Origin of the sequence: Amazonocrinis nigriterrae CENA67 (assembly GCF_016056305.1) — a bacterium.
In the GTDB taxonomy this organism is placed as follows: Bacteria; Cyanobacteriota; Cyanobacteriia; order Cyanobacteriales; family Nostocaceae; genus Amazonocrinis; species Amazonocrinis nigriterrae.
In genome coordinates, this window is sequence record NZ_JAECZC010000029.1 from 1 (window position 1) to 22,231 (window position 22,231).

General features: G+C 39.8%; 18 protein-coding genes. 13 read left to right on the forward strand and 5 right to left on the reverse strand.

Annotation, left to right across the window (positions count from 1 at the left end; all coding sequences use genetic code 11):
- The 6 genes from I8748_RS15935 to I8748_RS15960 form a co-directional block, all read left to right on the forward strand.
- A partial coding sequence (locus I8748_RS15935; protein WP_198125560.1) for a transposase occupies positions 1 to 424 on the forward strand: 424 nt, incomplete at its 5' end.
- Between the two features lie 83 nt (positions 425 to 507).
- Positions 508 to 960 carry a hypothetical protein gene (locus I8748_RS15940; protein ID WP_198125561.1) on the forward strand — a complete coding sequence of 151 codons (453 nt, stop codon included), beginning with the start codon at positions 508 to 510 and terminating at the stop codon, positions 958 to 960.
- A gap of 59 nt (positions 961 to 1,019) precedes the next feature.
- Positions 1,020 to 1,484 (forward strand): hypothetical protein, encoded by a 465-nt coding sequence (locus I8748_RS15945; protein WP_198125562.1) that lies wholly within the window; start codon positions 1,020 to 1,022, stop codon positions 1,482 to 1,484.
- Between the two features lie 166 nt (positions 1,485 to 1,650).
- Positions 1,651 to 2,058 carry a type II toxin-antitoxin system RelE/ParE family toxin gene (locus tag I8748_RS15950; protein ID WP_198125563.1) on the forward strand — a complete coding sequence of 136 codons (408 nt, stop codon included), beginning with the start codon at positions 1,651 to 1,653 and terminating at the stop codon, positions 2,056 to 2,058.
- On the forward strand, positions 2,055 to 2,777 hold the full coding sequence (locus tag I8748_RS15955; RefSeq protein WP_198125564.1) for a helix-turn-helix domain-containing protein: 723 nt from the start codon (positions 2,055 to 2,057) through the stop codon (positions 2,775 to 2,777). The genes I8748_RS15950 and I8748_RS15955 overlap by 4 nt, the downstream gene beginning before the upstream one ends.
- A 35-nt stretch (positions 2,778 to 2,812) precedes the next feature.
- The gene (locus I8748_RS15960; protein ID WP_225896436.1) at positions 2,813 to 6,202 is read left to right on the forward strand and encodes a CHAT domain-containing protein; all 3,390 of its coding nucleotides are present in this window, start codon (positions 2,813 to 2,815) and stop codon (positions 6,200 to 6,202) included.
- 175 nt (positions 6,203 to 6,377) lie between these two features.
- Here I8748_RS15960 and I8748_RS15965 read toward each other — a convergent pair whose 3' ends face one another.
- Both I8748_RS15965 and I8748_RS15970 read right to left on the reverse strand, forming a co-directional pair.
- Entirely contained in the window at positions 6,378 to 6,815 is a 438-nt protein-coding gene (locus I8748_RS15965) for a DUF29 domain-containing protein (protein WP_198125565.1), read from the reverse strand.
- Between the two features lie 215 nt (positions 6,816 to 7,030).
- Positions 7,031 to 7,627, reverse strand: a complete 597-nt coding sequence (locus tag I8748_RS15970; protein ID WP_198125566.1) for a glyoxalase-like domain protein — start codon at positions 7,625 to 7,627, stop codon at positions 7,031 to 7,033.
- Between the two features lie 200 nt (positions 7,628 to 7,827).
- On the opposite strand from I8748_RS15970, the gene I8748_RS15975 reads away from it, so the two are divergent.
- Both I8748_RS15975 and I8748_RS15980 read left to right on the forward strand, forming a co-directional pair.
- The gene (locus I8748_RS15975) at positions 7,828 to 8,457 is read left to right on the forward strand and encodes an RNA polymerase sigma factor (protein ID WP_198125567.1); all 630 of its coding nucleotides are present in this window, start codon (positions 7,828 to 7,830) and stop codon (positions 8,455 to 8,457) included.
- Positions 8,458 to 8,555: 98 nt separating this feature from the next.
- Positions 8,556 to 9,647 (forward strand): tetratricopeptide repeat protein, encoded by a 1,092-nt coding sequence (locus tag I8748_RS15980; protein ID WP_198125568.1) that lies wholly within the window; start codon positions 8,556 to 8,558, stop codon positions 9,645 to 9,647.
- 61 nt (positions 9,648 to 9,708) lie between these two features.
- Here I8748_RS15980 and I8748_RS15985 read toward each other — a convergent pair whose 3' ends face one another.
- From I8748_RS15985 to I8748_RS15995, 3 genes are all read right to left on the reverse strand, one after another.
- The gene (locus I8748_RS15985) at positions 9,709 to 10,560 is read right to left on the reverse strand and encodes a hypothetical protein (RefSeq protein ID WP_198125569.1); all 852 of its coding nucleotides are present in this window, start codon (positions 10,558 to 10,560) and stop codon (positions 9,709 to 9,711) included.
- Positions 10,561 to 10,801: 241 nt separating this feature from the next.
- Entirely contained in the window at positions 10,802 to 12,217 is a 1,416-nt protein-coding gene (locus I8748_RS15990; RefSeq protein WP_198125570.1) for a sensor histidine kinase, read from the reverse strand.
- Between the two features lie 891 nt (positions 12,218 to 13,108).
- Entirely contained in the window at positions 13,109 to 13,276 is a 168-nt protein-coding gene (locus I8748_RS15995; protein WP_198125571.1) for a hypothetical protein, read from the reverse strand.
- An 89-nt stretch (positions 13,277 to 13,365) separates the two neighbouring features.
- Here I8748_RS15995 and I8748_RS16000 point away from each other — a divergent pair, with 89 nt between their 5' ends.
- The 5 genes from I8748_RS16000 (at position 13,366) to I8748_RS16020 (ending at position 22,134) form a co-directional block, all read left to right on the forward strand.
- Entirely contained in the window at positions 13,366 to 16,086 is a 2,721-nt protein-coding gene (locus I8748_RS16000; protein WP_198125572.1) for an ELWxxDGT repeat protein, read from the forward strand.
- A 363-nt stretch (positions 16,087 to 16,449) separates the two neighbouring features.
- Positions 16,450 to 17,025 carry a hypothetical protein gene (locus tag I8748_RS16005; RefSeq protein ID WP_198125573.1) on the forward strand — a complete coding sequence of 192 codons (576 nt, stop codon included), beginning with the start codon at positions 16,450 to 16,452 and terminating at the stop codon, positions 17,023 to 17,025.
- Positions 17,026 to 17,138: 113 nt separating this feature from the next.
- Positions 17,139 to 17,702: a hypothetical protein gene (locus tag I8748_RS16010; protein ID WP_198125574.1), complete on the forward strand. Its 564-nt coding sequence runs from the start codon at positions 17,139 to 17,141 to the stop codon at positions 17,700 to 17,702.
- A gap of 51 nt (positions 17,703 to 17,753) precedes the next feature.
- Positions 17,754 to 18,647, forward strand: a complete 894-nt coding sequence (locus tag I8748_RS16015) for a fimbrial biogenesis chaperone (RefSeq protein ID WP_198125575.1) — start codon at positions 17,754 to 17,756, stop codon at positions 18,645 to 18,647.
- Positions 18,648 to 19,068: 421 nt separating this feature from the next.
- The gene (locus I8748_RS16020; RefSeq protein WP_198125576.1) at positions 19,069 to 22,134 is read left to right on the forward strand and encodes a carboxypeptidase regulatory-like domain-containing protein; all 3,066 of its coding nucleotides are present in this window, start codon (positions 19,069 to 19,071) and stop codon (positions 22,132 to 22,134) included.
- Positions 22,135 to 22,231 lie beyond the last annotated feature (97 nt).

Consider the following 22,231-nt stretch of genomic DNA (forward strand, 5'->3'; position numbering starts at 1 on the left):
ATGTCCTCGCAATCGAGGACAAAATATATCTTTCATCGGAGCTTTAAGTTTGGATGGGCTGATTGCCACTATGAGTATTTCAGGTAGTGTCAATACCGATGTGTTTGTAACTTATGTGCAACAGATTCTAGCACCACAGTTATGGGCTGGAGCAATTGTTGTCATGGATAATTTATCAGTACATACTGCTGCGGTGATTCGAGACTCAATTGAAGCAGTTGGTGCACGTCTTGTCTTTTTGCCTCCTTACTCACCTGATTTATCTCCAATTGAATTATGCTGGTCAAAACTGAAGCAGTGTTTACGAGCAGCAAAAGTTACAACCCATGAGGCACTAAATCACGTTTTAACTCAGATTGTGAATGAACACATCTCCTCTGATGATGCTTGGGGTTGGTTTGCTCACTGTGGTCTATTCATCTGAAAACTGCTGTAAGTGATGCTCTAATCCGGCTTGATATCAAAAGTCTAACTTCCCAACAGGAGCAGCAAACTTATTATGAGGAAATGACAACAACAGAAAAATATTGGTATAGCGAGTTATTTCCCAAATGGCTGAGCGAAAATGACCCCAAATTTTCTATTTGGAGACGAAAACTCATGACAGGGGAGTTTAGTCAGAATGATGCCAATTTTATTAACTTGATTAGCAGTAACATCGAGAATCGTGGCGGTACTGTTGTAAAACGCTACATTGCAGACCTATCAATGGCAACTGATATAATTGTTAGTAGTAGGCAAGAGAAGCCACTGTGTATTCAAATCACCAGCCTTTCTGAGGAATTTTATCAACAAAAATCTGATGATTGGGAAAGAACTCTACGTTTTTGGAAAATAGAAAGAGGATTATTTTTAAGTTATAATCCCAGTGTAAATGATTTTGGAAATCAGATAGTTAATATAGTACTGTACAACAGTGTGCATCTCAAATCAGGCATTTATCTAAAATTTAATTTATAGTGTCTGAACACTGATTTTCTCTCTTTTTATACCAATTCACTTGAGCAAAGTTTGTCATCATGGTTAATGAAATCTCAAATGATCCTCAACAGAGATTAGAAAAATTTCGTCAGCATATAGAAGAGGCAAGAAAATTGCAGGATGACATACTCAAGTATGGGCTTGATGCAGCTTACTTGTATAGTGATGATGTTGATGGTGATTGGTTGGAAAGGTGGGGAGAAGACGATGATGAGCCTGGTTATGTAGAATTATTGACGAATTTTCTAGAAAGTGATGATTCAGTGGCGGTCAAGGTACGTCAGCAACTACAGCATAAATCGATTCCAGAAATTATAGACGAATTGGAATTATGTCTGAGTAAACTGACAGAAGAAGACCGAATTTTTGCAATGAAAAATTTGTTAGTTGGCGGCGTTACGAATTCAGGAAGTAATCGTGATTCTGGTGATAAAGTTGATGAAATTGAGTTTTTGGATTTAGCTGAGAGTTTGCTGGAGAAGTTGACAGAGATTTTAAGGTAAGCATTATTAGAAATTGACTTCATAAATATAGCGAAAGGTTGGGTGTGTTAGGTGACGGTCTTAACGCACCATTTTTATTTGCACTCACTCAATCTAGACAATATTCCTTATAAAGAATATAATCTTTGACATTCCTTACAAGGAATATTATATTGAGAGGTAGGAAGTGACTTGGACTTGGGAACTTTATCAAGATGTCGATGGGGAGATTCCCAAAGATTTGCTTGCTTTCTTCATCAGGATGATTCCTCAAGACGAACAACCAGAAAATCCACCAAAGCCGTTACTGAGTGCTTCTGAAACCAGACGTTTGCAAGTTAATCTTGGCTATTTGTGCAACAAAGGACTCGCATCACTCGCCAGTGGCATCTTTGAGAAACTGGAAGATGACCTGTATGAATTACGTATGACCAAGAGTGAACATAATCCCCGGTTTATCTTAACGGCTGCTACCCCGCAGCGGTTTGTGGTGCTGCACGCCTTTATGAAAAAATACGACGACGCTATCAAAGACAGAGACAAAGAACCTGCAAGAGTGAGATTGCGGGAATTGCAGCAGAGGGAACAATCATGAAAAAGCCTAATTTTCAAGCTTGGTTGCAGCAGCAGGTAAGCGATGATCCTGAAGTGATTTTGGCGGGGAAGCTAGAGTATTTACGTCTTTACCTTACCGATGCTATGCGGGAAATACGTAAAAAATCTGGATTGACTCAGGCACAGCTAGCGGAAAAACTCGGAGTTCAGCAAGCGGCGGTGTCTAAGTTGGAGTCGGCGTTAAAAGAACATGAGTTGGAATCTGTGTTGCACTATTTACATACCTTGGGTGCAGATTTGTTAGTAGCCGTCAAACAAGGGGATGACTTATATCAAGCCAGCGATAACGATGGTGCATTGCTGGTAGATGTACCTGCTGTAGTTGTACAAAAGGCTTTAGCAGCAAACATGAGTGTGCATGAATATGTTCTTGCAGCCATTGAGAAGTTTTCTAGCCAGGATGATGGACGAAGAACAGCTTTGATAAAGTTGCTGGAAAGTGATGATGTGGTAGCAGTGAAAGTAAGAGCGCGTTTAGGTGCAAGGACAATTGAAGAAATCGCTGTAGAGTTGGAAAAATGTCTGAGTCTTTCAGAGGAAGAAGACCGAATTTTTGCTGTGAAAAATGTGTTAGCGGGTAGCGCAACAGTTGGAGAAAGTACTCGCGGTACTAGTGATGATGTTGATGAAATTGAGTTGTTGGATTTAGCTGAGGAATTGTTAGATAAATTAGGAAATTATTTTGATCAATCTAAATAAATTTATTATCCAAACTCACAATTAATAATTTAATAATGGAAGAAAAACGCCTTGATGCCTATTTAAAGCTAATTCAAGAACTTCTCCAATCTTCTAAGGGACAAGAGCCGGGAATTTTAGAGGTCTATAAAAACCTGATAGATACTGATTTAGTAGAGACAATGAAGCAGGTAGCTGCAACACTAGTAGAGCAGGGAGACAAAGAAAATGCCATTTTTTTGCGTAGAGTTGCTGTTACAATTTCTGCTATAACAGGTCAGCCATCGTTAGCAGAAACTTATGTAGAACTTATTCAAATGCTGCTACAAGCAGTTCATAGTAGTAATGCTGAACCAGAGGTAGTTTATCCAATTCTGCAAGCTAACCTAGACAAACTTGATGAACAGTTTCCTCTCTTATTAAAGGCTTGGTTTACAAGCATCATGTCAGAAGAAGAGCTAATTCCAGCAGAAATCATAGCAACTGACATAGTTAATTTTAGTAACTTGATTGCTAAGTATCACTTAGGAAGCCAAGCATTAAATATAGAAATTGCAATTGCGGGCTATGAGATTGCTCAAACTGTCTTTACTTCAGAAGCCTTTTTACAACAATGGGCTATGACTCAAAACAGTTTAGCCGCTGCCTATCTCCAGCGTATTCAAGGATATAAAGCTGAAAATTTAGAAATTGCTATTGCTATTTTACAAGCAGCTTTACAATTTATAAACAGAGAAAATTTTGTTGCAGACTGGGCTATAGCCCAAAATAATTTAGCAAGTGCCTATATCACGCGAATCCAAGGAGATAAATCTGAAAATTTAGAGTTAGCTATTAATATTTTACAAGAAGCTTTAGCAGTTTGTCTCCAAAAAACTATTACTCTAAAATGGGCGATGATTCAAAATAATTTAGCAGTTGCTTATAGTGAGCGAATTTTAGGAGAAAAGGTAGAAAATTTAGAATTAGCTATAGCTGCCTGTAAATCTGCTTTGCAGGTTTTTACTTTAGACACCTATCCTCTAGACTGGGCTAAAACCCAAGAAAATTTAGGAAATACCTATCGCTATAGGATTAAAGGGGATAAAGCAGAAAATATAGAGTTAGCTATTGCATACTATAAAGCATCCTTGAAAGTTTTATCCTCAATAGATTATCCAAAAGACTGGGCTACTTTACAAAATAATTTAGGGCTTGCATACATAGAACGTATTAGAGGAAATAGAGAGCATAATTTAGAAATAGCAATTGTACATTTTAAAGCAGCTTTGCAGATTTTTATTGAAAAAAGCTATCCTGAAGAATGGGCTATGGCTATACAGAATTTGGGTATTGCTTATCTAGACAGAGTATGCGGCTCTAAATCAGAAAATTTAAATCTAGCTATAATTGCCCTTCAAGCTGCTTTGCAAGTCCGAACTCAGAAAGATTTTCCCTTAGAATGGGCTATGTCTCAAATGAATTTGGGTATTGCTTATGGTGAGCGTATTGAAGGAAATCAGAAACAGAATCTAGAGTTAGCTATCACTGCTTTTCAAGCGGCTTTACAAATTCGTACTCAAGAAGCTTTTCCAGAAGACTGGGCATTAACTCATATTAATATTGGGCATATCTATAACTTGCATGGATATTTTACGCAAGCAATTGAATCTTTCCAGTTAGCCTTAATCGTCTACAAACACAATATATTTCCGCTTGATTGCTTTATAACAGGACGTAACTTAGGTAACACAGCTTTATCCAATGGTAATTGGGATAAAGCTATGCAAGGCTATGAAGCAGCTATTGAAGCAGTTGAAACAACTCGTTCTTGGATAACTTCTGAATCACGCCGTCAAGAGATTTTAGAAGAATCCATTGATGTTTATCAAAACATAGTGCAAGCTTGCATCAACGCGGGACGAATAGACAAAGCTTTGGAATACGCCGAGCGATCGCGTTCCAAACGCCTGGTAGACTTAATGGCAAGCTACAACCTCTCTCAAGGCGAAGAAATTCCCGCGAAAGTTCAAGAATTATTGCAGCAGTATGAAGCACTGCAACGGCAAATTGACCAAGAACGCCAACGCCATCAATCTCAAAATAACCGTAGTGAAACACGTGCTGCATTCCAAGCTTATAATGAGGCGATCGCAATTTTAGAAACTGAAAAACAACAAGTTTGGGAAAATATCAGACGCAAAGATCCTGTATTAGCTGGTGAAATTCAAGTTAACCCCCTCAGCTTATCAGAAATTCAAAAGCTAATTGACCAGCCAAATACAGCTATCCTCAGTTTCTACACAACCAACACCGACACTCATATTTTTGTGGTGCAGCAAAACCAAATTACTCTCCACACCTGCACAGGACAAGGTTTAAAGACGTTGCAAGGTTGGATTGAGCAGAATTGGTTATTGCCTTATATTAAAGATACCCAAAAATGGCAAACTCAAATTAACAGTATTCTCCGCGAATTAGCTGAACGCCTACAAATACCTGAACTCATATCCCAACATCTTCAAGGAATAGAAGAATTAATTTTAATACCTCACTTATTACTGCATCAGATTCCCTTTGCTGCTTTACCCACAGGAGAATATCAGGAATATTTAGCAGATAAATTTCTGATTCGTTACACCCCAAGTTGCCAAATTTTAGAATTTTGCCAAAAACGCGACACCACAGTAACATTTCATGAAACATTTCCAGAATATGGCACTGTGGAAGATGCCGAAGATAACCTTCCCTGTGCCAGATTTGAAGGCGAACAAATCGCCCAAATGAACAATATTTCACTAGAAAACAGATTAATCGGCAGCAGTCAAGCCACCTATAAAAACTATCGACAGTTAGCACAACAAGTTAATATACTTCATTCTTGCCACCATGCCGAATCTCGCCTCGATCATCCTTTAGAATCACAGTTAAAATTAGCTGATGGCTGTATCACTTTGGGGCAATTAATGTCACCAAGCTGGCGTTTACCTCAACTTGTAGAAGTGTTTCTCTCTTGCTGCGAAACTAATTTGGGTACTCCTTCCCTAACTGATGATATTCTTACGCTTTCTACAGGCTTTTTATGTGCGGGTGCAAGAAGCGTTGTTAGTAGCCTTTGGTCAGTGGATGATTTAGCTACAGCAGTATTTTCTATATTTTATTACCAACACCGACAACAAGGTAAAAGCCATCCTGAAGCGCTACAGCAATCCCAAATTCAGCTACGGGAACTCACAAAATTAGACCTGAAAAAAATATTCCAAGAAGTTGAACCTAGGGAGAAAGAACTAATAAAAAATAGAAAAATATATACCCCAGGTTCACCAAAACATGAACAATGGAAGCGTGAATATAATATTTATGCTCAATTGAACAGACAGATTAAAGAAATCGAAAACTCTACTCAAAAATTTCCCTTTTCACATCCTCGCTACTGGGCTGCTTTCATTTGTCAAGGTTTACGATAATGGAAATGATAGTAGAATCACATAATTGCACATGAGTTCAATAGCTTTTGATTAACTGATATCTTGCATCAATGATTTTCGGTGTGTTATGGACGTTAGTCCTAACGCACCCTACGATTTTATACTTTTTAAACAACCTCTAAAAGTTTTAGTCTTAACTGAACCGTATTGGATTTTAATTTGGTAAAAATTCAGGATTCAAAGTTTGCTCTAAAGTGTAGGGACATTCTTCTGGAAAAAGCTGTTCACCTAACTGAGTCTCTCGAATTGCCAAAGCTAAACCAAGTTCATAAACAGCAAAAAAAACTTCATCTAAATAAGGTTTCAAACTAGGGCTATCTTGCAGAAGCAATTTAATCTGAACGCGTTGCTCTCTAATTGTACTCAACCAACTATTACTGCGTTTATATGGTTGAAACTGCCATTTCAATAAATGCCCTAGCAATACTCCTAATGGATTTCTCAATTCTTGCCGTTCTTTTCTGCCCAAAGCTTCAATTTCCTCAATTAGGTTGATGGTATCTAATTGACCCCACTGTTGAGTTTTCAGCAAGCTAACCTGCTGTTGAGTCCAAGCATAGAAATCTGTTTCATAGAGGTGAGATACGTACATTTTTTGAACACAATAAAGAATAATGTAGAAAGTCGGCGAAAAAAATTCAATAGGCTAACGCAGCTTTAATTGTTGGTGGTGCGTTGCGCTACGCGACAACACACCCTACTTCTACTCTGTGTTCTCTGCGCCTCTGCGGTTCGTTTACTAAAAACATAAAATTTTGGGTGATGCGATCGCACCACCCAACCTAGAATCTTTATAACAAAAGATAACTAATTCGCTACTTCAGCCACTTCAATTACACGTCCCTCATAATCCTTAACCAAGAAATTTAAGGGCTTTTCATTCCGAATCTTGAACTTTAAACCACGCACTTCGACTCGCATTAAAATCAAGTCCAGGCATTCGCGGTCAAAGCAAACGTGACGTTGCTGATTTTTGCTGCCTAAACTTGCTCCTGTAATGACGTGTAGCTGGGTGTTTTTCTTCAGTTGATACCACAGTCCCTCATTACCACTATTCATCATCTTATTAGACCAGCTAGGACTGGCGGACATATAAAGTGGATCAACACTAGCTGCACCTAGGGTTTGTTCGTAGTTGTAGTAGTAGTGCAAAGGCACTTCAGCTACTGGCAAATCTAGCAACCCTTCATACAACTGTCGGGCAATCTCCAAATCAGACACCATTACGGTATAAACTTTTGGCGCACTTGTGAGGAACATCCACATGGCGCCGGCGTATGCTGCCAAGAGCAACACCATTATGCCTTGGGTGGAGAACAGGCTATCCAAGGGCAGGGAAGGCAAAAATGAGCCTAAAGTCAAGGGAGCGAGCAGGAAAGGCATCACACTAGCTGCTATAAGCATGAACAAATTAAAGATTGTATAAGAGTGCGGCTTTTATTATTGTCGATACAGACTGAAAGTTAAGTCCTTGTTTCTAGTGTACCAATAGTAAATCGGTCTGAATCTTAACAAAAAACAGACCTTTTGTAAAAATATGATGTTGCTAACTATAAAACTCCTATTACCAATATTATTCTAACAACTATCACTAGCCTTGCCCTATGCAAATTCCTCATTTTCCAGAAGCTAATCACCCGCTGGTGAAGTCGCTGTTTCATCACAGTGACCAAGAACTGCTAAGTTTGTTTCAAAGCCATCCAGACCACGGAAAGTATTTTACAGTCATTTTTTGCCGCTACAGCCCTATAGTCTACACCTTGATTCAGCATTCGGCGCGATCGCCTGTGCAGGCTGATTATCTATTTGCTCTCACCTGGCGACATATCTATTATGAGCTTGGAGGACTGAATTTACAAAATCCTCCCACAGGCCAGGAAGCCTTAACCCTACAAAATTGGCTCATCAACATTACAGCTTTCTGTATTAACGAAATTAAGCTACCCCCAACAGAAGCAATTCATTACTCTCTGCAAGCAACTTCACCGCCACTATGGTGTTATGTAGAGCAAGCATTAGATCAACTACCACCTATTTTAAGATTAATCATTTTAATGGCTCAGACTTTCCACTGGAGCGAAACTCGAATTGCAGCCTACCTACAAGCTGAAGGCGAAAAGATTTCACCTGCTGAAGTAGCCAATTTTCTCCAGGAAGGCTATCGTATGCTAGAGGATAAATTACCTGCTGATATCCGCGCTATCTACTTAGGAGAAGATTTAACCCCATCTTAGCTTCAGTATATACGCGTATGCTAGTAATCTCATCTCTGAAAAATAAAACTTTTTCTTAAACCTTGTACTGAAAACCAAAATTTCACGGGTTAAGTTTTATGAAACAACAGTATTTTTTTTTAAAGCATGGGATTTGGCACTTCGCTGGGTTGCAGATTTCGGATCGCGTCCGTCCATTGCACTGGCTAAGTTTTTACTTTTTAGTTTTTGCTTTTCTCTTGAGTCCCATAGCAGCAGGTGCAGCTGATATTACCCAACAACTCCACCGCCCTTTAAGTAATTCCAGTTGGCGACAATCTAGAGATCAAGCAGACAGCTTGTTGCATGTTGGTGAACAGCAGTATGCTTCAGGGTATTCTGATAAAACCATAGAGTCTTGCTTACAGGCATTAAACATATATCGCTCGGTTGGCGATATCAAAGCGCAAGGGCTAACTTATGATCTGTTGGCAAACGCTTATATTCAACAAGGTCAATTTAAAGAAGGAGAAGATGCATTACGGCGACGGTTAGCGATCGCTCGTGATACAAAAGACTTTCAAGCTCAAATTTTTGCGCTTAATAACATCGCTAGTCTATTACTGCAAGCCGGAGAACCTGTTCCCGCTGGGAAAACCATTGAGGAAGCACTCGCAATTGCTCATAATGTGGAAAATATTGAAGGTGAAGGACTATCTCTAAGTAATTTGGGTTTGGTAACAGCCAGACTTGGAGATTACAACAAAGCAATTAAACTTTATGAAACTGCTTTAACTTTCCGCCGCCAGACTGGTGATAGCTTCGGTGAAGCAAATACCCTAAATAACTTGGGTGATGCTTATCTCGCAGCCCGCAATTATCAAGATACAATTGGCTCTTATGGGGCAGCAATGAGGATTGCGAAAATCAACAGTGATCGCACTAACCAATTACGAGCAATTGATGGTTTAGTTACAGCCCACACTGCTGTGGGACGCTATGAACGTGCTTTTGAATTACTAGCGCAACGTTTAACACTCGCTAACCAATCACAAAATCTTCGAGAAGAATTGAAGTCTTTTGAATCTTATGCTCGTTTATACGAGCAGTTAGGTAATTACCCAAGTGCCCGTAATTTTTATGAAAGAGCTATTATTTTGGCACGTACATTGGAAGATAACAAGCAAGAAGTACGATTGATTGATAGATTAACTCAAATGTTGAAGCGGTGAATAAGAGTTAGGAGTTAGGAGTTAGAAGTTTTATTCCTAACTCCTAACTATTGTTTTTAAACTAATTTAGGTAAACTGAACCGTTTGGTTCGATCCTCAATGCGCGTCTATCTGCTTTGATATCAGTAGTTTCTTGAAATGTTACTTCCAACATGCCAGGCTCTGAAGAAGGCTGCGGAGTTACCAATAGTAAGCCACCATCTTGACGTTGGAATGTGACTGTTATTGGTGCGGTTAAATTTTGTAGTGTCACATCTGATTTGCCTTGTAGCGATCGCGGTGCTGTATCACCGATGACTTCGTAAGTAACATTAGCCGCAGTGTTATTTATCAACTTGATATTAACTTTACCATTTACAAATGCGATGGTAGTTCTCGGAGTTTGGCGTGGTGGTAACACCGATGGTTGAGTTGGTTGAGTTGGAGAAACCGATGGGCTAACAGGAATCACTTGGCTGGAATTTGGACTTAATGCCTGTTGTTGTTGACTCAAAGAATTGGGCGGGCATCCTTGAGGCACTATATTTCTAGTATTGAAAGGTTCTTCGTAGTAAATTTTAGGACAGGGATTCAGTCCGGGAGTGGCTGATTGGGGTGCTTCGCCGCCAACACCCAACTGTATCTGAGATGGTGATGGGTTAGGGTTAGCAGCAGTTGGAGTTGTGGGAAGGAGTCCTTGAGCTGCTTGTCTTTGAGTGAAAGCATTGGGAGGACAACCTTGGGGCACTAGAACCCGATTATTGTGTGGTTCTTCGTAGAAAATCTTAGGGCAAGGGTTAACTTTGGGAGTAGAGGGAGTAGATTGTTGTGCTTGTACTGCTCTAGGAATTACTGGCACACTCAACAGTAATCCTCCACAAATAGTGCCAAACAATTTTGCATATTTGCCCATATTTTGAGAATTGATACTCATGATTAACTCCTGTGATTGTTATCTTTTGTTTCTTTCAAATTTTTGGTATTGCTGACATAGAAGTAATTAAACTAAAATAGGAAACAATAGTTTATATAATTACTTCAAAATTTATTGATAGTATAATTATTCAACTACCAAAAGTTATATTAATGTCTCAGTTTGGCAGGCTTTACTATATAGGTTAATAGAGAAAGTTATTAGCTTCATCTATCACAAGAAACAAATGCTGACTGTCAAATTAATACTCAAGAGTTATTGGTAAAGTGACAAAAAAAGTAGTACCTTTGCCAAGAGTGCTTTCAACTTGAATTTGCCCTTGGTGATGTTCGACAATAGCTTGAGCGATCGCTAGCCCTAATCCTGAACCTGTAGTATTGTCTTTTGCTGTATTTCCGGCGCTGTGGCTACGCGCTGGGTCTACTCGATAAAAGCGGTCAAATAAGCGTGGTAGTGCCTCTGCTGGAATGCCAACCCCGGTATCACTCACTTTGATTTGCAACTGGGAAGTAGTGTAACGAATTCTAGAAACGCGATTGTTTCCTTCCAAATGTGCCAATTCCACATTCACCCGTCCACCTGGTGGAGTGTATTGTAAAGCGTTGCTAATCAAATTCGTGAACAACCGCACCAATTCATCCCATTTACCCAAAAGCGTGAACCAATTTTCTAGCAATTCCGGGCTAGTTTCTGAGGCGGGAGGGTCAACTAAATCTAAAGTCAGAGTAATTTCTTTTTCAGTCGCTAAAAGTTGTTGTTCTTCAACAACTTCCATCAGTAAAGCATCTAGCGGACAAGGTGAGAAAACATCTTTGCTAATACCACTGTCCTGTCGTGCTAAAAAGAGTAAATCATTAACTAACTTACCCAAACGCTGGGTTAATCGTTCCACTACCTTTAATTGTTGTCGATAATTCAAAGAAGTAGTAGTTTGTGTCTCTCGCCACTCTAAATCTGCAAGGGCGACTTGCACATTAGTTTGAATTAAAGCGATAGGACTTCTCAGTTCATGGGAAGCATCAGCCGTAAATTGTTTGAGGCGTTGGTAAGATTCCCCCACAGGTTCCATTGCTTTACCAGAAAGAAACCAACCACTTGCAGCCACAGAAAGCACCATCAACCAAATACCTATTGCCAAATCCAACATAAACTGGCGACTGGGTTTAGTGACTTCAAACCAAGGATGGCTAACACGCAAATATCCCAACACCTGGCGTCCCATTTGTACCCGTTGGGTGATTTGTCGCAATAACAGCCCTGAGTCACCCCAAGTCCCCTTTTCTCCCTTAATTACACGCACAGTTTCACCAGTGCGGTTAGCATGAATGGGAATATTTAGAGGTTCCGATAGAGTTGACCAGAGTAATTCACCAGTTGGGCTAAACCATTCTAGGTCAATGTGGTCATCTTCTACAGTATCGGCATTATTGCGAAAACTAGCTTCTACATTAATGCGGAATTGGTCAACATCACTATTGACTGGCTCAATGACAAGCGATCGCTCTACTATTTCCACCACATGATTGAGGGTATCATCAATCCGCTCAATCAAAGTACTGCGGACGTATAAGTATACACCACTGGCGAAAAGTAGTAGTAATACGGCAGTGACAGCTGTGTACCAAATAGCAAGACGGCGACGAGTAGCTTGAAACATATTGCAAAGCAGAGAAACTTGCTGAAAATTCTGCTTGGGATTTAAATCCCAAACTGAGAAATCTTGTTGGATAAATTAGACTGTAACGATTTTATAGACAGTATTACTTCTTAAGTCAAACGAGAACATGTTATCTCATTAGTGACGGTTACTTAAGTATATACACCTAATTAACTTATTTTTAAAAGCTTTTCCAGTAAGGATTTCAGGTTTTCAATTTCAATTTATTTGTTGAGAGTCTATGAATGTGAGATATGAAGCGATCGCAAATCAACAGCCCTGCTTGATCATAACCTAAACAGTATATTTCCCAAGCCAGTAGTTAGTATCTTGTATTGAATTTGCGATCGCAACTTTACTACAGGGTATATAGCAATAAGGTTGATATTTATATACTCAAACCTAGCTAGTCAACACATAAAATTTTTGTTACATTTATTAGGTTTTTTGGGTGATTTTACGGAGGCAATATATTTTCTATAAAAGTTAAATTCTATTTGCAGTATATTCGGAAGGAAAAACTTTAAAAAAATCAAAACTTCACAGAGATAGATTACACACAATTACTTTCCCCAGGATTCTATAGATTTGTCACAAATTTAGTCAGTTCCTGTAAATAATTTGAGAACTGTGAAAATCACTTTCCAAAATCTCTGTGTTCTCTGTGATTCTGTGGTTCAATTAAAAACCATTTTTCACCAATCAGATAGGATTGCTAGATAATTCAAAACATTTCATATCTATTAGTTCATAGACAAGCAATTAAATTGCAAAAACAGAAATCATACTTCTGATCCCAAATCTCTATAAGCTTGCAATAAATATTTATTTCTCTCTTCCTTGGCGTACTTGGCGTACTTGGCGGTTCGTTTTCTTATATTAAGTGCATCTTTACGGAGAATTGGTATGAGCAAGTTCCATCTTCACACAATCAACTAAGCCTTTGACAGAAGTAACAGTAAATTTTGGCTGATTAATATAGCCGTAGCCAGATGTGTTAGGACAATATTGATTGCTCAAAGCCTTGAAAAAACTGGGTTTTAACTCAGCACTCAGCACTCAGCACTTTGCTATAGCATTGAGTTTTTCTACCCGCACTATCAGTAACTTGCAATGTTCATCACCGCTGAAGTTTTAGAGAAAAAACTATGCCATCACCTTATTCAGGATTTCCAGATCCAGGAAGTAGCAGATCAACAGCTTTAGATACTACATCTGCATCATATATCAATGGCTCCCTCAGCAGTATCCCAAACATTTTTCAGGACTCTGTTAGCAGTACTGATACTAGTGATTATTACAAATTTCGCATTGGTGCAAGTAGCAGCAACCCCGAAGTAGTAAGGCTGAGATTAGATGGCTTAAGTGATAATGCAAGTTTAAGACTTTTTAACGAAGCTGGTACTACTCTTCAAACTGCGGATGTTAGCGGTGCAGCACCAGAATTAATCACTCGTAGCCTCAACCCAGGTATTTATTATGTTCGCGTTGGGTTTGTAAATGCTGCAAGCACTAATTACAACCTCAGTCTGTCAGCTAATCCAATTACCACAAATAAAGCTGGTGATGACCAACTAGCACAAGCATTCAGTATTGGCACTTTAACTAACAGCTACAGCACTAATGATTATGTTGGTAATAGAGGTGTCATCCTCGACGACAATGACTACTACTCATTCAACATAGGTAGTAATGGAACATTCAGTTTGAGCCTAGATGGTCTAGACGGTAATGCCAATGTAGAATTGCTCAATAGCTCAGGCATAAAAATTGCCGATTCTCTTCAACTAGATACTACTCCAGATTCGATTAGTACTAGTCTTGCTAGTGGCACTTACTACGTTCGAGTGTTTCCTGGTGCAACAAGTTCAACTAACTACAACTTGCAGGTTTCCTTTAACCCAGACCCCGTTGACAATGCGGGAAATACCCTGGCAGAAGCTCGCAATATCAACACTTTAACCTCCATTACTACCGAATTCACAGACTATGTAAATAGCGTTGACAATAAAGATTATTACCGCTTCGATTTAACATCAAGCGCCTTAATTGACCTGAAATTAACACCCCAACCAGGAAACGCCAATGTCCAACTAGTTAACAGTAGTGGCGGGTCAATAGCTAGTTCCAGTCAGACTGGTACTGCTGTAGATACTATCCGACGCAGCTTGAATGCAGGTACATACTATATTCAGGTGTATTCTGTTTCCGGTGCAGCAACCAACTACCAACTGAGCGTTTCTGCTGAAGCTATTGGCCCAGACATAGCACCAAACACTCTAGCCACAGCCAAGAATATTGGCACACTGAATAATTCTCAGAACTTTAAAGATTTTGTTGGCAGTATCGACGCTAACGACTATTACAGTTTTAATCTGACTAATAAAAGTACTTTCAATCTTACCCTCAGCGGACTCTCTGATAATGCCGATGTAGACTTGCTCAACAGCAGTGGTATCTCACTCCAAAGTTCCACCCAGACGGGAAATGCCACCGAAAATATCAATACCACTTTAGCAGCAGGTACTTATTACGTTCGTATTAGGTCTGTTAACACTGCCGAGACTTTCTACAATCTGAGTTTATCTGCCGAAATTCAAAGCCAGATGCTAGAAATTAACCCAGGCTCAGGTAGTTCCAAACCTAACAATTTGACGGCTCTGGGTAACACGTTGTACTTTACTGCCAATGATGGTGTCAATGGTATTCAACTGTGGAAAAGTAATGGCTCCGTAGCAGGTACAACTAAAGTCACTAATATTAATCCTGGTAACTTTAACCCAGAAAATCTAACAGTTTTTGGTAACAACTTACTCTTCAGTGCTGATGATGATGTCAACGGTAGAGAACTATGGATTTACAATGGCACTACAGCCAAATTGGTGAGTGATATCAATTCTAGATCTGCTAATTCCGACCCCAGCAATATCACCATACTTGGTAGCAAAGCTTTCTTCTCTGCCAATAATGGTATTAACGGCAATGAACTGTGGGTTTATGATGGCACAACAGTAAGTTTAGTTAAAGATATCTACTCAGGTTCCACAAATTCAAACCCCAATAACCTCATTGCATTTAACGGCAAACTTTATTTCACTGCTAATGATGGTAATAACGGTGTTGAATTGTGGTCAAGCAATGGCACCGCAGCCGGAACAACTCTTGTCAAAGACATTAAAATCGGTGCGTCGAGTTCAACTCCCAGCAAACTCACTGTTTTTAATAACAGCCTCTATTTTACTGCCGATGACGGTATTAATGGCATTGAGCTATGGAAGAGTGACGGTACAGCAGGGGGAACCAATCTTGTACAAGACATTACCCCAGGTACGGGTGGTTTTGGGCCAAGCCAACTCACTGTCGTAGGCAATACCTTATATTTCGTCACAGATAGCAACAATGACAAAAAGCAGGAACTATGGAAGATTGATAGTAATGGTGTAGGGCGAGTCAAAAATGACTTGAATGCAGCTCCAAATATCGGTTTTGGCCCTATTAATTTAACTGCTGTCGGTAATACTCTCTACTTTACAACTTACGACAGCGCCACAGGACTAGAACTATGGAAGAGTGACGGCACTGATGCCGGTACAGTTCTAGTGAAAGATATTTGGCCTGGTGCAGACCCGAACAACAGTATTCCCGATAGTCTCGTTAATTTCAATGGCACACTCTATTTTGCGGCTTCTGAGCCTACAAACGGTAGAGAAGTATGGAGCAGTGACGGCACAGCTTTAGGTACGCGTAGGGTGAGCAACATTAATCCTGGAAGCAAGGATGCTAACCCAGGCGAGCTGACTGTCGTTGGTACGCGACTGTTCTTTATAACGAACAACGAGACAAATGGAACAGAATTATGGGTTTTATGAAAGGAGGTGATGTTTACAGGCGTTTAAGTAATTACCACAGTTTGCATAACTGCATCTTTATATCTCAAACAATTCTCGAAACATTGGGAAATCACTCTTAAACAGTAATTAAAAGACGTGAGTTCGACGAAACCTAACCCCAACCCTTCTCTTGTAGGAAAGGGACAAAAAACCTACAACTTGATACGAAAGAATAAAGTTTTTCAGCCTCTCCCCGTAACGGGGAGAGGGATGGAAGCGGGGTTCTTCAAAGTCTGTCGAACTCAGGTTAATAAGAATGAAGTTTTATACCCAAATGAGAAAAGCCGGGAGATTCACAAGTAACTAAGTTCACAAAAATACAGTGAGGAGCGAATTTTAACCATGAAAAATAACATCATAGCCATTATTGTTGCTGCTGGTACCGCTGTTGTGGGTAGCTCTTTATTTTCAGCACCAGCCCACGCCCAGTTACAGGTTGACCAAGACGTAAATGTTGAAATTAAAGTGCCAGAAGTACTATACTTGCGGACTTTCGACACAGTTTCTTTGGATATTACTGGGGATGATTTAGCAGGAACTCAGGGAGTATTTGTAAATGGAGTTGGAAAAGATAAGAGCGGCATTACAACTGGGGCTACTAGTATCAATCAAGACCCTCCATTCATGGGTGTGAGCAGTATCACAAAACCAGTGGCCGAGTTATTCGCAGTTTGGTCTAACAACCCCGATGGTGGCGTTAACGTCACATTGACACCCACTACCTCTACGCTTACAGGCCCTAATAGTGCAACTGCAACCATTGCCAGTGTCACCAAAGTTGGTACTGACCCAACTACTGCGCCTGGTTTAGTTACACCTTATGTTGGTGGTGCAGAGATAGAGTTTAACTTGAGTAATGCTAGTGCAGTCGGTACTTACATTGGAGGTGTCATTAAAGTTCAAGCAGTAGCTCCGTAGCTCCATACTGTGCAGGCATCTTGCCTGCTGCCAAGTTCAGGCAAGCAGGATGCCTTTCTCACCACAAGAGAACAGTGTATATGTAGCCAGAATTTTCAGAAAAGTGCAACTAAATGGTCAGCAAGCAGGCAAATAGCCACCAACATCATCTTAAATATTGCTTGGGTATGCTAGTGGCACTTCTGGCTTGGCCACAACCCGAAGCAACGGCCCAATCTTTGAATTTGCCAGAGCCAACACAAATTTATCAGCTATCAACGCCTCAACAGGTAGTCGTTCCTCCCCAACAGTTAGGGGAAATCGTACCAGCTCCCGTCAGTGAAACAGTAAGGACTCAGCAAGGGTTACTAGCTCGTCCTCAGTTTAATACGCTGATTACCCGCGAATTACCAGGACTTTGGCAAATGCGGGTTCCTGTTGATCAAGTGGGTTCTCTTTATGCCACTTATGAAATTAAAGCAGGAAATGGACAAAGTAATCGCTTTAGCAGCGATGAACGTTCTGAACAGACGGTGCGCGTTGCTGTTGAACCATTACCTATTATCGAAATCTCCCGCGATGAAAACACCAATACAGCTTTAGTTCAGGGGGGTGTGCGCTTGCAATTCGATCTGGCAAATGCAGGAGTTGCAGGTGGATATGTTGGAGTATTAAATGTAACAGTAAATCAACGATAGTTACTAATACTCCTTAGAAAAGGAGTACGTAAAAGTTAAAAACTGATCAAAATGTTTCGTAAAGCCACAACTTTAGCATTAAGTTTAATAGGTGCATTTGCCTTAGGCATACCAAGCACCAGCGCTCTTAATATTGGCGTTAGTCCATCTCGAATTGAACTGGAACTTAATCGCAAAACTGGTACACAAGCAATTCGTATACTTAACTTGTCTTCTGAGCCAGTTGAACTCAAAGCTTATGTCCAGACTTGGAAGATAGATGAAAATAACAACTTTGTAGAGGTTCCCCCCACAGAGGAATCAATGGATCAATGGGTTGTCTTTTCTCCATCTCAATTCACTGTTCCTGGGCGCGGCGCTCAGACTATACGTTTTGCCATTCGTCCTAGAGTTCAACCCAAAGCTGGTGAACACCGCGCTGTGATTTATTTTGAAGAAATCCCTCCTGCTAATCAGAAAGTGAAGAATTTGCAATCAGTCGGACGTATAGGTGTTGTTGTCTACGGCTATGTAGGAGACATTAAACGAGTTGGTGTACTTAATTCAATTACTGTAGACACTAAATCTAATGGTGTAACAGCCTTATTTGATGTTTCCAGCCAAGGTACTGGTTACGTACGCTTAAAAGGTCAATATGGTATTTGGCCTGCTGCTAAATATCCAGGAGTTAATGCTACAAAACCAATAGACGACCTAGAAAAACCCGGAAAAAAACTTCCAGAAAATTTATTAGGTGCAGGAACTTTACCTTTGTTACCTGTGTTACCTAATACTCGTCGTCGCCTGCAATTACCTATCACTCAAAAATTACCACCTGGCAAATACATCTTAGATGTTAATGGCGAGTTGAATGGTGTGAAAATCGATCAAGGCATTCCCTTCTTTGTTCCAGAAGCTACTGCTACAACTTCTGGTAATCAGAGAAATCCTCTTGAGAAAAAATAGCTCTCCTCACATCTTGCACCAGAGTACCAAGCGAATGGAAGTCGCAGCTAAACATACCAAGTCCCCATCGGCGGACTATCGGAGATTAAAAGTTTAGGAGGGGTTTTGTACTCTGTGGAAAGCCACTAGCGTTTCTACGGCTGCAAGATAAACTGCGATTTTAATTGTCTGGTGCAAGATGTGAGCCTCAATGAATTGTAGCTGAACTTCTCAGGCGAAGTTGATATTTTACTGCGCCTGAATTTATTTGTTGCCAAAATCTTAAACACTAAATGTTTGCTTACTCTCTACCAATTTGGGATTTTGGATTTGGGATTATTAAGTCGTTGCCATCAGACTGTGATATAAATCTCCAAAAATACGATTTATTTCAATTTGGTATTACTACCCAATTTCATGTAAATTTTCTGCTTAATTAAATATGCTGCATCAAGTTGTACCACCTACGCCACCCACAATTGTTAGCCCATTACAGTCAGAAAAGGTTGATGATCAACATTTGGATAATCAGAAAAAACTGGCTCTGCTTAAGCAATTAAAGGGGACAGCTACCATTTTAGAAAATGGTGGGAATGCTACATCAGCTAAAATAAATAAGTTAGAGATTATTGGTGGAGAAATACAGTTAAAAAAATCAACAACAGGTATTGCTACTCCCAGCAATAACGAAGAGTTTTTCCCTGAATTTTCTACTGGTAATTCTGCTCAAACAGATTTACCAGTTTCATCAGAATTCGTTAATTCAACAGATGAAATAATTGCTGAAGTTCCATTAGCTTCAAAAAATGATAGTCAAACGGCAGAAGAAGTAACTGCGGAAGCTTCATCAGTTACCAAAAATAACAAACAACCAGGAGAACATCTTAGCAAGAGTGCCATATCTCCTTCAGAAGCTAGTACAAAATCTAACAATGATATTAAACCATTAGAAAGTAATAGTAGTTCTACACCTGTAGATGCAGGTTCTTCCATTCTCACTCAAAATATCAAAGCTAAAGATAGTAATTTCCTCGTTGGAGTAATTATTAATGGTAGAGAAGTTGGCAGCTTAGACATTCGTATTGAAAATAATTCTATTCTGGTTCCCTTAGAAGCATTTGCAGATATTGCTGGTTTTACTGTTGAAAAAATTGATGGATTTACGAAGTTAAAAACCCCTTTGGGAGTTGTTGAATTAGCAGCGAGCAATCTTAAACAAATTGATGAGATAACTTATATTAGTGAAGCAACACTCAAAGATAAATTATCTACAACATTAGACTTTAATGCTTCTAATTTAGCATTAGTTGTTGATATACCTTGGCGGCGTGATGGAAGTGAAGGTCAACAGCAAGCTGCTGCATTACAACCTGAAGTTCTACCTCCTATCAGTGGGTTATCTAGTTTAAGGCAAGAATTACAAATTACCAATTCTTCTGGAGATACAAGCTTGCGTAGTTCTACCCTTTTAGGAGGAAGGCTAGCAGGAGGAAGTTGGCGAGTTAGACTTAATAATAATTTTGTTAATCAACCTGATATTTCAGAATACTTTTTCTATAAACGTAGCAATCAAATTCGCTATCAAATTGGTAGGCAACAGATTGGTTTACATCCCTTACTAAATGGGATGAGTTTAACAGGCGCACAAATTGGTTATAGTAATTTACCTGCTGATAGATTTGGACAACAGTATAGTGCTTCTGAACTTTTACCTAGACGATCGCGACCTTTACAAACCTTTCGAGGTCAAGTCCCACCAGCAAGTTTTGTACAGCTAAGAGTCAGTGGAATCATAGTTGCACAGCAACAGGTTGGACTGAATGGAATATATGAGTTTATTGATGTCAATTTACCTACAGGAAATAATAATGACATCGAATTATTGGTTTTTGAACGTAATAATCTCAATGTTCCTGTTGAAATTCGCTCTTTACGAATTAATACTTCTGATTTGTTGCTAGCAGCGGGGGGTAATGTACAGCTAGGTGGTTTGGGTATCAGTGGTAATTTAGTTCAAGATTCTTTATTTGAAGATTCCAGTTCAGAATCCGGTAAGTTAGTCGGTTTTTATCAATTGCGTCAAGGACTTTCTGATAACTTGACTTTTGAAGGTTCTGTGCAATCAATTCCTGGTACTGTACAGACGCAAGCTGGCTTTATTTGGCGATTAGCAAATCCGGCAATTATAGCTACTAGTTTTGGTACATCTCGCGGTCAAGTTGGCTATACAACCGATTTAGATATTAATTTAAATAAATTACAAATTCTCGGTAATTCTCAGTTATTTCCTACTGGCTATAACTCAGACAGTCAATCACGCGATCGCTTCAATCATAGCCTAGAAGCAAATTATAGATTCAGCAATAATTTTCAACTGGGATTTCTTGCGCGCGATCGCCAAGATGAAAGTGAAAAAGCTAGCTATGTTTTACCTACTTTTTCTCTCAATCCTGTTAGTAGTTTATCTTTAAGGGGTAGACCAGACTTAGATGGGCGATATTTATTCAGTAGTTACTATTACCCCAATCGCTCAACTAGACTAGCTTTCAATACTTTTGGTGATATATATACTTCAGACTTAGCCTATAACCTTAACCAAAATTATCAGTTATCTTTTGGTAGTGAATTTGGTGGCGATTTAGAACCTCGTTACTCTACAAGAGTAAGTTATAGCGCTCGCGATTTGAGAAGTTTAAGTTGGAATTTGGGATTTGCTTACAGCAATGGTGATGTGGGGCCAATTGTTGGCGCTAGTATGCAGGTGCTTCCAGGCTTGCTTGCTAGAGTTGAATATCAAGGGATTCCTTCGAGAAGTAGAAGTGTTTTGGGAGGATTCGGAGACGATCGCCTGACTGTATTATTGGTATCAGATTTATCTTTTTCTGGAGGTAGTTTTGCCCCTGCTAGTTCTTATGGTTTGGGACAGGAAAAAGGTGCAATTTCTGGAAAAATTGTAGTACAAGGGGGAAACAAAGGCTTTGATTTAGGTGGTGCAAATATCCGTGTTGTAGATAGTCGCAACAATAGAGTTAGTACAGCTAAAACGGACTCTTCCGGAAACTTCTTTGTTGGTAACTTACAAGAAGGTATCTATTTAGTTGAACTTGATCCGGACAGGTTGCCTATAGAACTAGCGATCGCCAAAAATACTATAGTGGCAGAAGTTGCAGGCGCTGCAATCACTCGTTTAGATTTCCCTGTCAGACCAGAATATGGTCTAGCTGGACGCATTACCGATGCACTGGGTAACCCGATGACACAAACACGAGTAGAACTCATCAATACCGCTGGCGCACGCGTTTTATCATCTGTAACCGATCAATTTGGCCTTTATCGCCTAGATGGAGTTCCCGTTGGTAACTACACATTGCGGGTTCCTAGCCAAGAAGGCATTATTAACAGCGAAACATTACCCAAACTAGAGGTAGCAATTAGCAAAGAGTTCATCTATGACCAAAATCTGCGATTACCAATAACAGCTGCTGTGAAGGAAATAAAGGATAAGTAGGAGATGGGGGAATGGGGGGATGGGGAGATGGGGAAAATAACAACTGACAACTGACAACTGACCACTGACAACTGACCACTGACAACTGACCAAAACC